The following is a 14790-nucleotide window of genomic DNA, read 5'->3' as shown; positions in this document are numbered from 1 at the left end:
AACTGATCGTTTCCCCCAACTATTGGGCTGCGCATGACCATGAAGTCGCCTCTGCTGAATCTCATTGCCAAACGCCTTGTCGTTGCTGTTGTTACGCTTCTGATAGTTGCGTTTACGATTTTCTTTGCGACAGCGATGCTTCCTGGTGATGTGGCTGAAATTCTTCTGGGGCAGGCGGCAACACCGGAGGCCGTTGCGGGTCTTCGTCATGCGATGAACCTAGATCAGCCCGCTTTCCTGCGCTTTCTATATTGGCTTGGAAACCTGCTTCGCGGTGATCTTGGCGTTTCCTACGTCAACAATGTCCCGATTTCCGATTTGATCGGCAACCGCCTCGTCAATTCGTTGAAGCTTGCTGGTGTAACGGCTGCAATTTCTGTGCCGATTGCGTTGTTTCTCGGCATTACTGCCGCAATTATGCGCGGCACGATTTATGATCGCGTTGTTTCAATCATCACGATTTCGGTTATTTCCGTGCCAGAATTCATGGTTGCGACTATCGCGGTAATCGTATTCGCGGTCTATCTTGGCTGGTTGCCAGCACTGTCGATGGCCAATGAGGTGACATCGTTCTGGGGGCTTCTCAAGGTTTTTGCGATGCCGGTCATCACGCTGAGCTTTGTGATTTCAGCGCAGATGATCCGTATGACGCGCGCGGCGGTGCTTGAGACGCTCAACACGCCTTATGTTGAAATGGCATTGCTCAAAGGTGCTTCACGCAGCCGAATGGTTGTCGTCCATGCGCTCCCCAATGCGCTCGGCCCAATCGTGAACGCAGTTGCTTTGTCGCTGTCTTATCTGCTGGGTGGCGTCATCATTGTCGAAACCATCTTCAATTATCCCGGCATAGCCAAGCTCATGCTTGATGCAGTTGCAACGCGCGATCTGCCTCTGATCCAGACATGCGCGATGATCTTCTGCTTTGGCTATCTCCTGCTCATCACGATAGCCGATTTGATTGCTATCGTTTCCAACCCGAGGCTGCGATAATCATGACTGCTTCCGTTTCAAATCAGCGAAAGGCAAAGTCCCCGCGTTTCGGCTATCGGGTTAATCTGGTTGGCGCTGTTTCCTTTCTGATTATCTTTGGCTGGGCCGTTGTTGCAATCTTTGCACCGTGGATCGCGCCTCATCCAATTGGCGAGATTGTCGATTTCGACTTCTTTGGCCCAATGAGTGCGCAGTTCCCGCTGGGTACAGATTATCTCGGCCGCGACATGCTATCGCGCATTATTTACGGCGCACGTTTCACCGTTGGTATTTCGCTTGCCGCCGTGTTTTTGGCCTGCTTATTTGGCGTGACCCTCGGCATGACAGCAGCTGTCATTGGCGGTTGGTTTGACTCAGCACTCAGCCGGTTTCTTGATGCGTTAACATCCATCCCAAGCAAAATTCTCGCATTGGTTATCGTTGCAGGCGTTGGTTCGTCTATCCCTATCTTGATCATCACCATGGCTATTATTTACACGCCCGGCAGCTATCGCTTTGCGCGCTCGTTAGCGATCAACATTAATACGATGGATTATGTGACGGTTGCCCGCGCACGCGGGGAGAAGATTGGCTATCTTATTCGCTCGGAAATTCTGCCCGGCATTATCGGACCTGTGTTGGCCGATTTTGGTCTGCGTTTTGTATTTATCGTGCTGCTGTTGTCGAGCATGTCGTTTCTTGGTTTGGGCGTTCAGCCACCATTTGCCGACTGGGGCGCTCTGGTTAAAGAAAACATTGGCGGTCTGTCTTTTGCAGCGCCTGCGGTTGTATTCCCATCGATTGCCATTGCGAGCCTCACCATCAGCGTCAACCTGCTGATCGATAATCTACCGCAGAAGATCCGCGACAGGAGCGAATGAATGAGCAATCTTGTTGAGATCAAAAATCTTCGGGTGGATGCCAAGACCGACTCTGGTCGTAATGTCGAGATCATCCGTGATGTCAGTTTTCAAATAGCAGAAGGCGAAATTGTAGCGCTGATTGGCGAAAGTGGTTCTGGCAAGACAACGATTGCATTGACATTGATGGGCTATACCCGCCCGGGCTGCCGTATTGTGGATGGTAGCATTGCTGTGGGTGGTCAGGATATTGTCACGCTATCGGAGCGTAAACGTTCAAAAAAACGTGGCACGGAAGTGTCTTATGTGCCGCAAAGTGCGGCGGCATCCTTTAATCCTGCGCATCGCATTATGGATCAGGTCATTGAGGTGACCAAAATCCACAAGCTGATGTCTAAGGAGGAAGCGCGCAAGAAAGCGATTGAGCTGTTCAAGGCACTGGCTCTGCCTAATCCTGAGACAATCGGTGATCGCTACCCGCATCAGGTTTCTGGCGGGCAGTTGCAGCGTCTTTCAGCGGCGATGGCTCTTATTGGTGACCCAAAGCTTGTCATCTTCGATGAGCCGACAACCGCGCTTGATGTAACGACGCAGATTGAAGTGCTTCGTGCTTTCAAATCCGTGATGAAAAAGAAGCATATCGCAGGCGTTTACGTCTCGCATGATCTGGCTGTCGTTGCGCAGATCGCGGATCGAATTGTCGTGCTTAAGGGCGGTGAAATTCAGGAAGTCGGCTCTACGCAAGAGATATTGCACAACTCGCAACATCCTTATACCAAAGAACTTCTGGCGGCCTTTGAACCTGTGCTTCATGCACGACCCGAAACTGCGATGACCGAGAAGCCGACCCCGCTGCTGGTGGTTGATAAGGTGCTGGCCGGTTATGGCATGGTCGGTAAATCCGGTGAACCGGCGATGATCGCCGTCGATACAGTCAGCCTTGAACTCTCACGCGGACAGAACCTCGGTATCATTGGTGAATCTGGCTGCGGTAAGTCCACGCTTGCACGGGTTATCGCGGGTATTCTGCCGGCCGCTCGCGGTAAGATATTGTTCGAAGGCAAGGAAATGCCGAGCGATCTGCGTCACCGCAGCCGCGATCAATTGCGTGAATTGCAGATTGTGTTCCAGTTCGCCGATACGGCCCTCAACCCGACCAAATCGATTGCCGAAATTCTGGCGCGCCCGCTTACATTTTATCATGGAATGGACAGAAAAAGCCGTGAAGCGAGGGTAGACCAACTGCTCGATATGGTGCGGATACCACGCAATATGCGCTATCGCAGACCGGGTGAGCTTTCGGGGGGGCAGAAACAACGCATCAATCTAGCGCGGGCTTTGGCCGCCGACCCTAAGATGATTATCTGCGATGAAATCACATCGGCGCTCGATACTGTCGTCGCTGCAGCCATCATCGATTTGCTTAAAGAACTGCAACGTGAGTTGTCGCTATCATATCTATTTATCAGCCACGATCTTTCCACGGTTCGTGCGATCTGTGATGAAGTCGTAGTTATGTATGCTGGCAAGAAGGTCGAGCAACTCAGTCCGGATATGATGGGCAGTACTGCCAGTCATCCATACTCGCGGCTTTTGTTCTCTTCTGTGCCGAAACTCGATACCGGCTGGCTCGATGGTTTGCAGCAAGATCCTGAACTGGTCCGCGAGTTCACCCGAAGCTAAGCTGGTCGCTCTATTCATGGAACATGACGTCGAGTGGGAGGTGCGCTTTTACAATAGGCGATTTCAGTACAACAAAGCTGAAATATTTATCGATGCCAACATCCATATCGATCAGACGTTCCATAATCGTTTGATACTCTGCAATTCCGGCGGTTACAAACTTCATCAAATAGTCATAGCCGCCCGAGACCAAGTGACATTCAATCACGGAATCGATTTTCTCCACAGTCGCCAAAAAACGCGCAAAATCAATCTGCCGATGGTTTTTGAGCGTAATTTCGGTGAAGACTGTTAGTGTCTGACCAAGTTTTGAAACATTGATTTGCGCCGAATATCCGGTGATGAAACCTTCAGATTGAAGTTTTTTCACCCGCATCAGACATGGGCTCGGTGATAGGTTCACGAGTTCGGCAAGCTCGACATTGGTTATCCGCCCGTTCTTTTGCATTTCGGATAAAATTCTGATGTCAATTTTGTCGAGCTTCATAGTCCAACCATTTATGCAGTATTCTGAATTGAGATTATTATCTTTTTCGGCGCGAGCTGCAATCATTCTGCATATGTTTATCGTATAGTTTCGTTACAATTATTATATTTTAGAGTTACCAAGTTTGCCCCCATCAACCCTGCCATATTCTAACGCCGTTTTTAGGCTGACAATGACCCAACCAAGTCGGAAAATCCTCCGGTCTGTTGCTGGCCAGCGCAGCTGTTTGATTATGGTTTCTTCAGTTTGATGGCATGAAATAAGGCATTATCACTGTCTCAAAATCCGTTATATTGGCGCTTAATAAGAGAATATACGAATAACTTGAATAAAACATAGTATATATAACATTTTCAATTTTTTTGGCTTGTTTTTTTGAAAAATTCCGAGAATATCCGATTGTGCTCAAAAGGGGGGAGGGGCTATTATTTTACGGGAAAGCCCAACGCAAATCACAAAAAAAGCTCTTCTTGGTCAAGAGACCTCGTTATTTGTTTCGAAAGAAATAAAAACGGTTCGGAGTAGTCAGCGGCATAGCTGGTCTAATATTTTTGCTGCACATACAATTGAAGAGCCGCACTCGACCCACCATCGACCTATCCCATTTTTTTGGTTGACTATGGCATTACGGGATACTGAAGTATTTCGTATAATTTCAGGACGGAGAGAACGTGCAATAGTTCCTGCATTTTCTATATGTATAGCCGACCCTCAGATGTCCGTAGATTGTATTATTGGCAACGAAACTGAAGCCGTACATATTTTTCTTAGACCTGAGTTGCTGCACGAAGTTGCAAATGAACTCTTTGATTTGGATGTAAACGGTCTTTCATTCTCTGATGTCTTCGGAAGAAAAAGTGCGAGTATCAGTTGGTTTGTCCGCTCGATAAAGCAACTTTTGACAGTGTCTCCCAATCTATCACGGCTTGAGATTGACTCTATGTCACGCGATTTATGCGCGGATATATTGTCAAAATTTGCGGTTAAATCAGAAGCACTGCGCAGTGAGCTTACAGACAAGCACCTGTTGAGAATTGATGACTATGCGATTGAGCATCTGGGACGAGATATCCAAATCGACGAACTCGCGTCGTTATGCGCTATGGGCCGTACGACATTTTATCAGCGGTTCAAGAGCACAATGGATATGACGCCACACCAACATATTATTCGCTTGAGGGTTAGTAAAGCGAAGCAGTTGCTTGCATCTTCATCGCTACCACTTATGGATATTGGCTTTGTTTGCGGTTTTGCCGATCAGGCTCACTTTGCCAATCTTTTCAAACGTTATGTTGGTATGACGCCTGCTGCATTTCGCCGGGCGGCAGCATAAGATATTATCTGGATAGATCTTTTATTCGAAGAATTAGGTTATTGAGAAAAGTAATCGTATTTTATAAATGCGTCCACGATATATTGTATTTTTCTAAAATTTATTGAACTTTTATACAATGCTTTTTATGAATATTTTCATAGGTTCCTTCTGTTAGATAAAGCAGGTAGCCGCCCAGTCACCTAATCTTAACGAGACATACGTCATTAATTCCTACCCGTATATAATGAGTGTGGGATATTTATACGTGGCGTTTCGTTTTGACATAGCGGTTTTCCGGTCAAGAGGGCGGTTTATGTCGTATTCAAGTAAGATTATAATTCAAAGACGTTTAAACTGGCATAAGTCAGTATTTTTAATCGGTGTTTCTGTATTTGCGCTTATTGCTACTACTTCGTTGGGTGTGGCTGATCAGATACGTATTTTAAGTGGCGAAGAGCGCGTCGTTGTCGATTCTGAATTTATAGCGCACACAACTGTTGACCGTCCGGATCAGGGTGCTTATGCGGTTTGGATATCAAACGGAAACCTGACAGTCACAGGTTCGGAGGTTGATATACGCAGTGAAGGGCGTGCCGCAGACGCTTTGCATATTGATTCGTCGAATGTATATTCTCCGAGTATTGTTACAATTGTCGGTGTTGATGGGAAAAAATCAATCATTGAGGCGGCAGGAGAAGGCGCGCGCGGGGCGTATTTATCTGGTGACGGCGCGACGCTTGATTTGCAAAATATCGAGATAAAAAGCATTGGTAAATCGGGTTATGGAATATTAACGATTGGTGAATCCCACTTGTTGCTCAAAGGAAGCAGCATTGAGGCTGACACAATGGGGATATCGGCTCAGGGAAAGGCCTCATCAACGCGCGCTACGGCGTTGATCGAGGATACAAAAATTGTTGTTCATTCTGGCCATGGCATCAGAGTGATGAGTGGATCACTTACAGCCAATAACTTTGAAATTATTGCGTATAATTACGGCGTTGATGCCAACGCTAAAAGTAATGTTTTTCTGAGCAATGGTCGTATTGAAACCCAGAGCGGCTATGGTCACGGTATTAACGCTGTGGCCGACATTAGCGATATTCGAACAGTTAAAATACAGGTAGATAATGTCGATATTATCACGCATGGTGATCGCGCGAGTGGCGTTGAAAACATCCACGTCCGCTCAGCTATAAGCCGCAGTAATATCTATACTTATGGTGATTATGGTTATGGCGTCGCGGCTAGTAATGGCGGCAGCGCAACTTGGCCTGGCTCATTTGTGACTGTTAATACGACAAAGATCACGACAGAAGGAATCAATGCCTACGGTCTTTTGGCAACAACAGGCTCCACGATTGATGGCAGGGGACTGATTATCAACACGCTTGGCGAAGGTGCAATTGGCGCACGTAGTCACCAGACGGGTCGAATTGTTATGTCAGAAGGTACGTCCATCACAACTAAGGGCGAAAATGCTCATGGTGTGGCCCTGACGTTTGGTTCCGCAGTGACTATGTCTGATACGACGATAACAACTTCAGGCAATGATGCTGCAGGCATATATACAGTCGGTTATAATACCCCTGATGACATGACCAGCTTGCCGAAACATACCAACACAATTGATGTTAAAAACTCAAAAATCACCTCTTCGAACGGTGCCGCAGTGTTGGTTAGTGGTGGTTTCGAAAATACGTTTAATTTTGAGAATACGCGCGTTACTGGATCCGGCGATAGCCATGTTTTATTTTCTAGCGAGGTTTATAACTATACAGGCGGTAGCGATGTGGTTCCGATGGAAGTCGGAAGAGTGAGTGTAAATGCTGTTGGATCAGCACTGGAGGGTGACATTGTTGTTGCCAGCGGTAAGGTGGACTTTAACCTGCTTAAAGGCACTCTGCTAACAAGTGCTTCTCGTGTGAGTGAAACGGGCGTTGTACTCGACCGGTTATTGATCGATGAGACCAGCGCGTGGCAGTTGACAGGTTCATCGGCGCTCAACAACCTTGATAGTTCTGGTGTGGTCGCTTTCCTGGCTCCGCAGAGTGGTGGTTTCAAAACGCTCACGATTAACAATGATTTCACATCTGATGGTACCTTGCTTGTGCTTAATACTAAGCTTGGAGATGATAACTCTGAAACAGACAAGCTTGTTATAGAGGGTGACTCTACCGGCGAAAGCAGTCTTCGGGTGATCAATGCTGGCGGCACAGGCGCGCAAACCGTCAACGGTATCAAGATCATTGAGGTGGGCGGCGCAGCGGATGGGCAATTTAGTCTGATTGGTGATTATAAAACCAGATCAGGCCAACAAGTGGTGGTCGGCGGTGAATATGCCTATTCGCTGTTCCAGGGCGTCTCATCAGACCCGACGGATGGCAACTGGTATTTACGCTCGCAGTTTCAACCAACCGACCCTGTAGACCCTGTGGACCCTGTGGACCCTGTGGACCCTGTAGACCCGGTTGATCCTGTGGATCCAGTCAATCCTGATCCTGTGGATCCCGTTGAGCCAGAACCGCTCTATCAGGCTGGTGTTCCGGTTTATGAAGCCTATCCGCAGGCTCTGCTTGGCTTGAATGGTGTTGCAACCTTGCAGCAGCGTACCGGCAACCGTGTCTGGTCGGGCAATGGCAATCGTGTGGTTGCGCAGGGTGCTGATGCGGTTGGCTCGCCTTATGCAGTATCTGATGAAGCCGGTGCTGCAATCAATGGCAATGGCGTCTGGGGTCGCATTGAAGGTTCGCATAACCATATGGAGCCGCGCTTTTCGACCTCTGATACCAATTACAACCAGAATGTCTTCAAAATGCAGGCTGGTATTGATGGCATGCTGACGGAAACCGAAAACGGCAAGCTGATTGGCGGCTTCACGGTGCATTATGCCCATGGCAAGACGAAAACCAATTCAGCCCACGGCGATGGTGATATCAGCACAGACGGCTATGGTCTTGGCGGAACGCTCACCTGGTATGGCGAGAATGGCTTTTACCTTGATGGTCAGGGTCAGGTGACGTGGTATCGCAGTGATCTTCATTCGACGACTGCCAATACAGGCCTCACCGATAACAATCATGGCTTTGGCTATGCTTTATCACTTGAAGGCGGGCAGCGTTTTGCCATCAATGAAGCATGGTCACTGACACCACAGGCACAGTTGACGTATTCCAATGTTGATTTTGATGCATTCACGGATGCATTTGATGCAGATGTCAGCCTTGATCGTGGAGAAAGCTTGCAGGGTCGTCTTGGTCTGACGGTTGATCATGAGAACTCATGGCAGAATGCCAATGGCATGCTGGATCGGACACGGGTGTATGGGATTGCTAATCTCTATTACGAGTTTCTCAAAGGCACGCGTGTGAATGTTGCGGAAAGCAGCTTCACGAGCCGCAATGATCGGATATGGGGTGGACTGGGTCTTGGCGGTTCGTACAACTGGAACGACGATAAATATTCGATCTATGGCGAGGGCCTCGTCAATACCAGCCTCAACAACTTTGGCGACAGCTATGCAATCAAAGGCAATGTTGGCTTCAAAGTGAAGTGGTAAGTAAGCGCGTTCTGCTGTAAAATTCCTTTACAGCAGAACATCGCTTAAATTTAGAGGCGTTGATAGATTAGCTTTTCCCCACTAGGGTAAAAGCAGGGAAAGGCCGCTATCGTTAAGGGCAACAAACAAAATAAAATAATAAATCTGGTCAGTGAGCATTCGAGTGTTTAAGCAAATCCATCTTGATTTAACTGGATACAACTATGACCGCTCAATCCGATCCCAATCTGCTCAACGATCTTTCATCTTTTGTACAGAGCCTCGCCAACGACATTGAACCGCATCTGATTGAGGTGCGCCGGGATATCCATGCTCATCCGGAAACCGGTTTTGATGTGGAGCGAACAGCCGGCGTGGTTGCGCGCGAACTGGCAAGCTTAGGCATTGAGCATCAGACAGGCGTGGGGCGGACCGGTGTTGTCGGTCTGATTAAGGGCGGTCGTCCGGGGCCGACTTTGATCATCCGCGCCGATATGGATGCTCTGCCAATCGAAGAGCAAACGGGACTTCCGTTTGCCAGTCTTCACCCGGGTAAAATGCATGCCTGTGGTCACGATCTGCATACCGCGACACTGATCGGCATTGGCAAGGTTTTGAAAGATATTGCTCCGCGTCTGAGCGGTAATGTGAAGCTGATGTTCCAGCCGGCAGAAGAAACACAGGAGAGCGGCGCGCGGGCCATGATTGCCGATGGCATTCTTGATGGCGTTGACTATGCGCTTGGCTTTCATAACCATCCTGATGAACCAACAGGCACATTTACGTTTGTGGAAGGTGTTGCGAACGGTTCATCTGACGAGTTTGATATTACTGTTCATGCGGCTTCCGGTCATGCCGCGCGTCCGCATCAGGCCGTGGACCCGATCGTCGCTACAGCACAGCTTATCACGCAGTTACAAACAATCGTATCGCGTGAGGTTGATCCAATGCTGGCGGCTGTTCTGACTATTGGCTCTATACATGGCGGTCATACGCATAACATCATCCCGGACTCCGTTGCGATTATGGGGACCGTGCGTTGTCAGGACCGCGAGGCGCGCGACATTATTGAAGCTGCCGTCCGTCGCATTTGTGGCGGGCTTGAAGCATCATTACGCGTGCGTTGCGAAATCAATTATGTGCGCGGTGTGCCATCAATGGTCTCCGATTCCTATTTGATCGAAACAACGGGCGCGGTTATCCGCGAGCATTATGGCGATGTGTTCTTCAAGCGCGGCGGAAGCTTGGGTTCTGAAGACTTTGCACTGGTTGGTGAACGAGTGCCGTCGTTCCAGCTAGGTATTGGTGCTGCGCAGGAAGGTCGTGAAGACAAGCTGCATAATTCCGATTATCAGCCGGATGAACGTTCCATTGCCAATGGCGTTGTAGCGCTCTCATTGGCAGCAGCGCGTATTTTATCTTAGAAAAAATTGGGCGGCTTTTCAGCCGCCTCTTTTAGTTATGCGCAAAGATACTGGTTTGATAATGCGTGAATATGGTTGGTGCCGATGCCACAGCAGCCACCAATGATACCAGCACCGTTTTTGACCCAACGCTGTGCCCATGCACCATAGGCATCGGGATTAAGATCAGCGCGAACTTCGGTAACAGTTGCGTTTGCCTCTTCATCGCCCTGTTGTGATGGAAATGCATTGGCATAAACGCCAATTGGAATATCCTTGTCCAGTTCATCAAAGACCTGCTTTGCCGCAAGAATGGCTGCATCCATAACTTCGGGCATTGCACAGTTGAAAAGCAGCGCTTCTGCTCCGAGCTCAGCCGCAAGTCGGGCACCCTCAGCCACTGTTTCACCGGAACGAAGCTGTGCTTCCGTCATGGCTTCCGGCGCAACATCATCGCGCAGAGTGTAGGAAATCCAGAGCGGCTTTCCGGTTGCACGGATGGCTTCATATGCAGCTTTGACCTCAATGAGGCTGCTCTGGGTTTCAGCAAGCCAGAGATCGACGGAAGGTGCAAGTCCATCCACCAATACATCAAGCAATTCACCTGCACGAGCTGGATTGAAAAGCTCAGGCTGGTAGGATCCGAAAACGGGTGGCAATGATCCGGCTACTTTGACTTTACGCGTCGCCGCATCGGCTGCTTCGCGTGCAATTGTTCCAGAGAGAGCTGCGAGTTTGTGGCCTTCCGCAGCAAAGCGTTCTTCGCCTATGTGAAAGGGGACAACCGCATAGCTGTTGGTGGTAATAACATCAACGCCGGCAGCGATATAACCGTCATGCACTTCGCGGACAAAGTGCGGAGCTTCGATAAGCGCGAGAGCCGACCATTCCGGCTGACGGAACGGTGCGCCAACACGTTCTAATTCCCGACCCATGCCACCATCGAGAATGACTGTTTTGCTGCTCATGCTTTTATGTCCTTATTGTATCTGCAGTAGTAGGGTCTGTGCGCTGCGCAATGATGTCATCCAACCAGCCTGGCTGCATTTGCGGTACCGATGCAAGAAGCTTTGCGGTATAATCGTCATAGGGTGGGTTGAGTACATCTGCCTTTAGGCCATAACGCACAACTGATCCCCGGTGCATGACGGCGATTTTGTCGGCTATGGCGCGAACAATTGCGAGATCATGTGTGATGAAGAGATATGAGGTTTCTGTCTCGCTTTGCACGCGACGCAAGAGTTCCAGAATTCCCTCAGCCACTAAGGGATCGAGAGCCGATGTTGGTTCATCGCATAGAAGCAGTTTGGGACGCGCAGCAAGCGCACGCGCGATGCAGACGCGCTGTTTCTGACCGCCTGAGAGTTCTGCCGGATACCGTTCGAGAAGGCTCTTTGGCAGTTCTGTGAGGTCCACTAACTCAGCGACAGATTTGCGCCGTGCATCGCGTGGCATTCCAAAATAGAACTGCAACGGCCTGCTGATGATGTCCGCTATGGTCCGACGTGGGTTCAGCGCCAGATCGGGCAACTGGCTAATCATCTGGATATTGCGCAAAGTCTCTTTTGAGCGATTGTCCAGGCTTGCTGGCAGCACTGCGCCATCAAAGCGAATTTCCCCGGCAGTGGGCTCAAGAAGTCCGCTGACAACGCGGGCGAGCGTTGATTTGCCGGAACCAGATTCCCCCACGATAGCCAGTGTCTGGCCTTTTGCGAGATCAAGGGTAATTTCGGTCAGTACAGGTGTCGCCGGGTTATAAGCAGCCGAGATATTTTTGATAGAAAGCAGAGAAGCCGAGCTTTCTGCGCGGCCTTCGATTTCCTTTTGACGAACAGCCACAAGCTGGCGCGTATAGTCTTCGCGCGGTGCATCAAAAATTTCGCGCACCGACCCTTGTTCCACCATTTGTCCGTGGCGCAAGACCATAATGTCATCGGCAATCTGCGCCACCACTGCCAGATCGTGCGAAATATAAAGCGCCGCTGTTCCTGTCGTTGCTATTGCTTTCTTGATGGCGATCAGCACCTCAATCTGGGTTGTCACATCAAGCGCGGTTGTCGGCTCATCAAATACCACAAGATCGGGACTGGTACAAAGCGCCATTGCGGTCATGGCACGCTGAAGCTGACCGCCCGAGACCTGATGCGGATAGCGCTCGCCAAAACGGTGCGGATCTGGCAGGCCGAGGAGCGTGAACAGTTCAACAGCTCGGGCTTTCGCTTCGCTGCGTTTCATCAGTCCATGCCAGATGGCGGCTTCTGTCACTTGATCAATCAGCTTGTGTGCCGGGTTGAACGCAGCCGCAGCCGATTGCGCAACATAGGCGATCCTGCTGCCGCGCAGTTTCTGCGTGCTCTTGCGAGATAGTGAAAGTACGTCCTGCCCATCCAGCGTGATTGTCCCGCCGGTGATCTCAAGCCCGCCGCGTGCGAAACCAAGGGCTGCAAGACCTATAGTAGATTTGCCGGCGCCGGATTCCCCGATCAGGCCAAGAACGCGGCCTTTTTGCAAGGTCAGATCAATGCCATCGACGACAAGACAATCGTCGGAGCTTATCTGAAGACCAGTGATTTTCAGCAATGGTTGTGTGTTGGGATTATCCATTGTTTTGCGTGCCTCGCTTGAGGCTGGTCGTGCGCTGTAAAGTCCAGTCCACGACAAAGTTCACGCTGATCGCAAGCAAAGCAATAGCACCACCCGGAATAAGCGCAGCAAACACGCCGAACATCAGCCCGTCCTTGTTTTCCTTAACCAGACTTCCCCAATCGGCAATCGGCGGCTGCACACCGAGTCCCAGAAAAGAAAGGGTCGAAAGGAACAGGATGGAAAACACAAAACGCAACCCAAATTCTGCAAGTAGTGGGGACAGAGCGTTTGGCAGGACTTCATGAAAGATAATCCAGCTTTTGCTCTCGCCACGCAGCCGTGCGATTTCGATATAATCCAGCACCACAATATCTGAGGCAATCGCGCGGCCGACGCGGAAAACGCGGGTTGCCTCCAGAACTGCGATAACTGCAATGAGAATGAAAATACTTTTTGGCAGAACAGCGAGCACGACGAGTGCAAAAATTAGCGTTGGTATGGCCATCAGCAGGTCGTTGCCACGAGACAGAACCTGATCCGGCCAGCCACGGGTCAGGGCTGCAAGAAAACCAAGTGGCACACCGATCATAAATGCGAGAATTGTGGCTGCTGCGGCAATCGAAAGCGTTAACCGCGTGCCCCATATGACGCGTGACAGGAGATCACGGCCAATATTATCGGTTCCAAGCAGCGCTTCGGGGGAGGGGCCTTGCCACACGCTGCCGACGACTTCCGAAATGGGGTGTGGCGCAAGCCATTCTGCAAAAACTGCAACGAACAAAAAGAAGGCGATTCCGCCAAAGCCGATAACTGCCAAGAGCTGCGAGCTTTTGTTGCGCTTTTTCATCCCGAATGCCTTAGCCGTGGATTGGTCAGAATGACGATCACATCAGCAATGATGTTAAGGCCAATGTAAACGGCTGCAAATATAAGCCCGCAAGCTTGCACGACCGGCACATCGCGTTTGGAGACATGGTCGACCATATATTGACCCATGCCCGGATAAACGAAGATCACTTCAACAACGACCACACCCACAACCAGATAGGCGAGGTTGAGTGCTATGACATTAATAACGGGTGAGAGTGCATTGGGTAGTGCATGTTTGAGCAGAATGCGCCAACGTGGCAGGCCTTTCAGCTGAGCAGTCTCAATATAGGGCGATGACATCACCGCAAGAAGTGATGCGCGTGTCATGCGCACCATATGTCCGGTAACAGCGATCACCAGCGTCATACAGGGCAGGGCAATCGCTGTCAGGCGCTGCCAGCCGCTCATGGAAGGATTCACAATGGCGCTTGATGGCAAAAGACCAAGCGAAATCGCAAAATAGGCGATCAGAATATAGGCCACGAAAAACTCTGGCAGCGATATTGTGCCAAGCGTTGCGACCGCGATGCCACGATCAATCGCAGTTCCTGCATAAAGAACGGAAATGATGCCCAGCAACAGGGCAATCGGTATTGCAAACAGCGCGGCCATTGCCGCGAGATAGAGCGTATTAGACAGGCGCGGCGCTATGCTTTTTGCAATGTCCTGCCGATTGGAATAGCTGCGCCCGAGATCACCCTGAACTGCATTGCCGAGCCACTCCGTATAACGCTGCACAGCCGATCGCTCTAAGCCTAGCTCTTTGCGGATGTTTTCGACGGCCTGTGGCGTTGCCTGTTGCCCCAGCATTGCAGTGGCTACATCACCGGGCAAAATTTGTGTTCCGGCAAAAATGACAACTGAAATAGCCCACAGCAATACGACACCAAGCAACAAGCGCTTGAAGATCAGTCCTGAAAGCGAGCTGCCGCGCAAAAAACCGACGGAATATGTACGGTCGGAAGTCGCGGCTTTCTTGCTATCGCTGGCGGATTGGTCTGGTGACACATCTGTCATTGGCGGTCCGGACATAGGCGGTCAAAACGGGGAGGTGCCGCCGGTGTTACCCGTTCGGCGCA

At 50.1% G+C, this 14790-nt stretch carries 11 protein-coding genes; 6 read left to right on the top strand and 5 right to left on the bottom strand.

Annotation, left to right across the window (positions count from 1 at the left end):
- Positions 1-39: 39 nt before the first annotated feature.
- From ACOZHT_RS09805 to ACOZHT_RS09795, 3 genes are read left to right on the top strand one after another with little or no spacing between them, the layout of a single operon-like run.
- Entirely contained in the window at positions 40-990 is a 951-nt protein-coding gene (locus ACOZHT_RS09805) for an ABC transporter permease (protein WP_339514855.1), read from the top strand.
- The gene (locus tag ACOZHT_RS09800) at positions 987-1850 is read left to right on the top strand and encodes an ABC transporter permease (protein WP_421565699.1); all 864 of its coding nucleotides are present in this window, start codon (positions 987-989) and stop codon (positions 1848-1850) included. Before ACOZHT_RS09805 ends, ACOZHT_RS09800 begins: the two co-directional genes overlap by 4 nt.
- Positions 1851-3512: an ABC transporter ATP-binding protein gene (locus ACOZHT_RS09795; protein ID WP_339514791.1), complete on the top strand. Its 1662-nt coding sequence runs from the start codon at positions 1851-1853 to the stop codon at positions 3510-3512. It abuts the gene before it with no gap.
- Between the two features lie 10 nt (positions 3513-3522).
- Here the strand turns inward: ACOZHT_RS09795 and ACOZHT_RS09790 are convergent, their stop codons facing one another.
- Complete coding sequence (locus tag ACOZHT_RS09790) at positions 3523-3999, bottom strand: Lrp/AsnC family transcriptional regulator (RefSeq protein ID WP_339514793.1); 477 nt, start codon at positions 3997-3999, stop codon at positions 3523-3525.
- A 715-nt stretch (positions 4000-4714) separates the two neighbouring features.
- On the opposite strand from ACOZHT_RS09790, the gene ACOZHT_RS09785 reads away from it, so the two are divergent.
- The 3 genes from ACOZHT_RS09785 to ACOZHT_RS09775 all read left to right on the top strand — a co-directional run bounded on the left by ACOZHT_RS09785 (position 4715) and on the right by ACOZHT_RS09775 (position 10276).
- The gene (locus tag ACOZHT_RS09785) at positions 4715-5332 is read left to right on the top strand and encodes an AraC family transcriptional regulator (RefSeq protein ID WP_339514795.1); all 618 of its coding nucleotides are present in this window, start codon (positions 4715-4717) and stop codon (positions 5330-5332) included.
- A gap of 295 nt (positions 5333-5627) precedes the next feature.
- The gene (locus tag ACOZHT_RS09780; protein WP_421565659.1) at positions 5628-8873 is read left to right on the top strand and encodes an autotransporter outer membrane beta-barrel domain-containing protein; all 3246 of its coding nucleotides are present in this window, start codon (positions 5628-5630) and stop codon (positions 8871-8873) included.
- Positions 8874-9076: 203 nt separating this feature from the next.
- Positions 9077-10276 carry a M20 family metallopeptidase gene (locus ACOZHT_RS09775; RefSeq protein ID WP_339514799.1) on the top strand — a complete coding sequence of 400 codons (1200 nt, stop codon included), beginning with the start codon at positions 9077-9079 and terminating at the stop codon, positions 10274-10276.
- A 35-nt stretch (positions 10277-10311) separates the two neighbouring features.
- On the opposite strand, the gene ACOZHT_RS09770 is transcribed toward ACOZHT_RS09775, so the two are convergent.
- Genes ACOZHT_RS09770 through ACOZHT_RS09755 form a run of 4 tightly spaced genes read right to left on the bottom strand, consistent with a single transcriptional unit; the run spans position 10312 to position 14728 of the window.
- On the bottom strand, positions 10312-11223 hold the full coding sequence (locus ACOZHT_RS09770) for a homocysteine S-methyltransferase family protein (protein ID WP_339514801.1): 912 nt from the start codon (positions 11221-11223) through the stop codon (positions 10312-10314).
- A gap of 4 nt (positions 11224-11227) precedes the next feature.
- Positions 11228-12859 carry an ABC transporter ATP-binding protein gene (locus ACOZHT_RS09765; RefSeq protein WP_339514803.1) on the bottom strand — a complete coding sequence of 544 codons (1632 nt, stop codon included), beginning with the start codon at positions 12857-12859 and terminating at the stop codon, positions 11228-11230.
- Positions 12852-13688 (bottom strand): ABC transporter permease, encoded by an 837-nt coding sequence (locus ACOZHT_RS09760; protein WP_339514805.1) that lies wholly within the window; start codon positions 13686-13688, stop codon positions 12852-12854. Before ACOZHT_RS09760 ends, ACOZHT_RS09765 begins: the two co-directional genes overlap by 8 nt.
- Entirely contained in the window at positions 13685-14728 is a 1044-nt protein-coding gene (locus ACOZHT_RS09755; protein ID WP_339514807.1) for an ABC transporter permease, read from the bottom strand. The genes ACOZHT_RS09760 and ACOZHT_RS09755 overlap by 4 nt, the downstream gene beginning before the upstream one ends.
- Between the last annotated feature and the right edge of the window lie 62 nt (positions 14729-14790).

The sequence above is a fragment of the Ochrobactrum sp. EDr1-4 genome (genome assembly GCF_049199085.1).
Classification (GTDB): domain Bacteria; phylum Pseudomonadota; class Alphaproteobacteria; order Rhizobiales; family Rhizobiaceae; genus Brucella.
This window is presented reverse-complemented; position numbering and strand designations above follow the sequence as displayed.

What these genes read in the sequence shown, in the direction of transcription:
- ACOZHT_RS09805 (WP_339514855.1), top strand. Translation starts at nt 40, where the DNA reads ATGAAGTCGCCTCTGCTGAATCTCATTGCCAAACGCCTTGTCGTTGCT.
- ACOZHT_RS09795 (WP_339514791.1), top strand. Translation starts at nt 1,851, where the DNA reads ATGAGCAATCTTGTTGAGATCAAAAATCTTCGGGTGGATGCCAAGACC.
- ACOZHT_RS09790 (WP_339514793.1), bottom strand. Translation starts at nt 3,999, where the DNA reads ATGAAGCTCGACAAAATTGACATCAGAATTTTATCCGAAATGCAAAAG.
- ACOZHT_RS09785 (WP_339514795.1), top strand. Translation starts at nt 4,715, where the DNA reads ATGTCCGTAGATTGTATTATTGGCAACGAAACTGAAGCCGTACATATT.
- ACOZHT_RS09780 (WP_421565659.1), top strand. Translation starts at nt 5,628, where the DNA reads ATGTCGTATTCAAGTAAGATTATAATTCAAAGACGTTTAAACTGGCAT.
- ACOZHT_RS09775 (WP_339514799.1), top strand. Translation starts at nt 9,077, where the DNA reads ATGACCGCTCAATCCGATCCCAATCTGCTCAACGATCTTTCATCTTTT.
- ACOZHT_RS09770 (WP_339514801.1), bottom strand. Translation starts at nt 11,223, where the DNA reads ATGAGCAGCAAAACAGTCATTCTCGATGGTGGCATGGGTCGGGAATTA.
- ACOZHT_RS09765 (WP_339514803.1), bottom strand. Translation starts at nt 12,859, where the DNA reads ATGGATAATCCCAACACACAACCATTGCTGAAAATCACTGGTCTTCAG.
- ACOZHT_RS09760 (WP_339514805.1), bottom strand. Translation starts at nt 13,688, where the DNA reads ATGAAAAAGCGCAACAAAAGCTCGCAGCTCTTGGCAGTTATCGGCTTT.
- ACOZHT_RS09755 (WP_339514807.1), bottom strand. Translation starts at nt 14,728, where the DNA reads ATGACAGATGTGTCACCAGACCAATCCGCCAGCGATAGCAAGAAAGCC.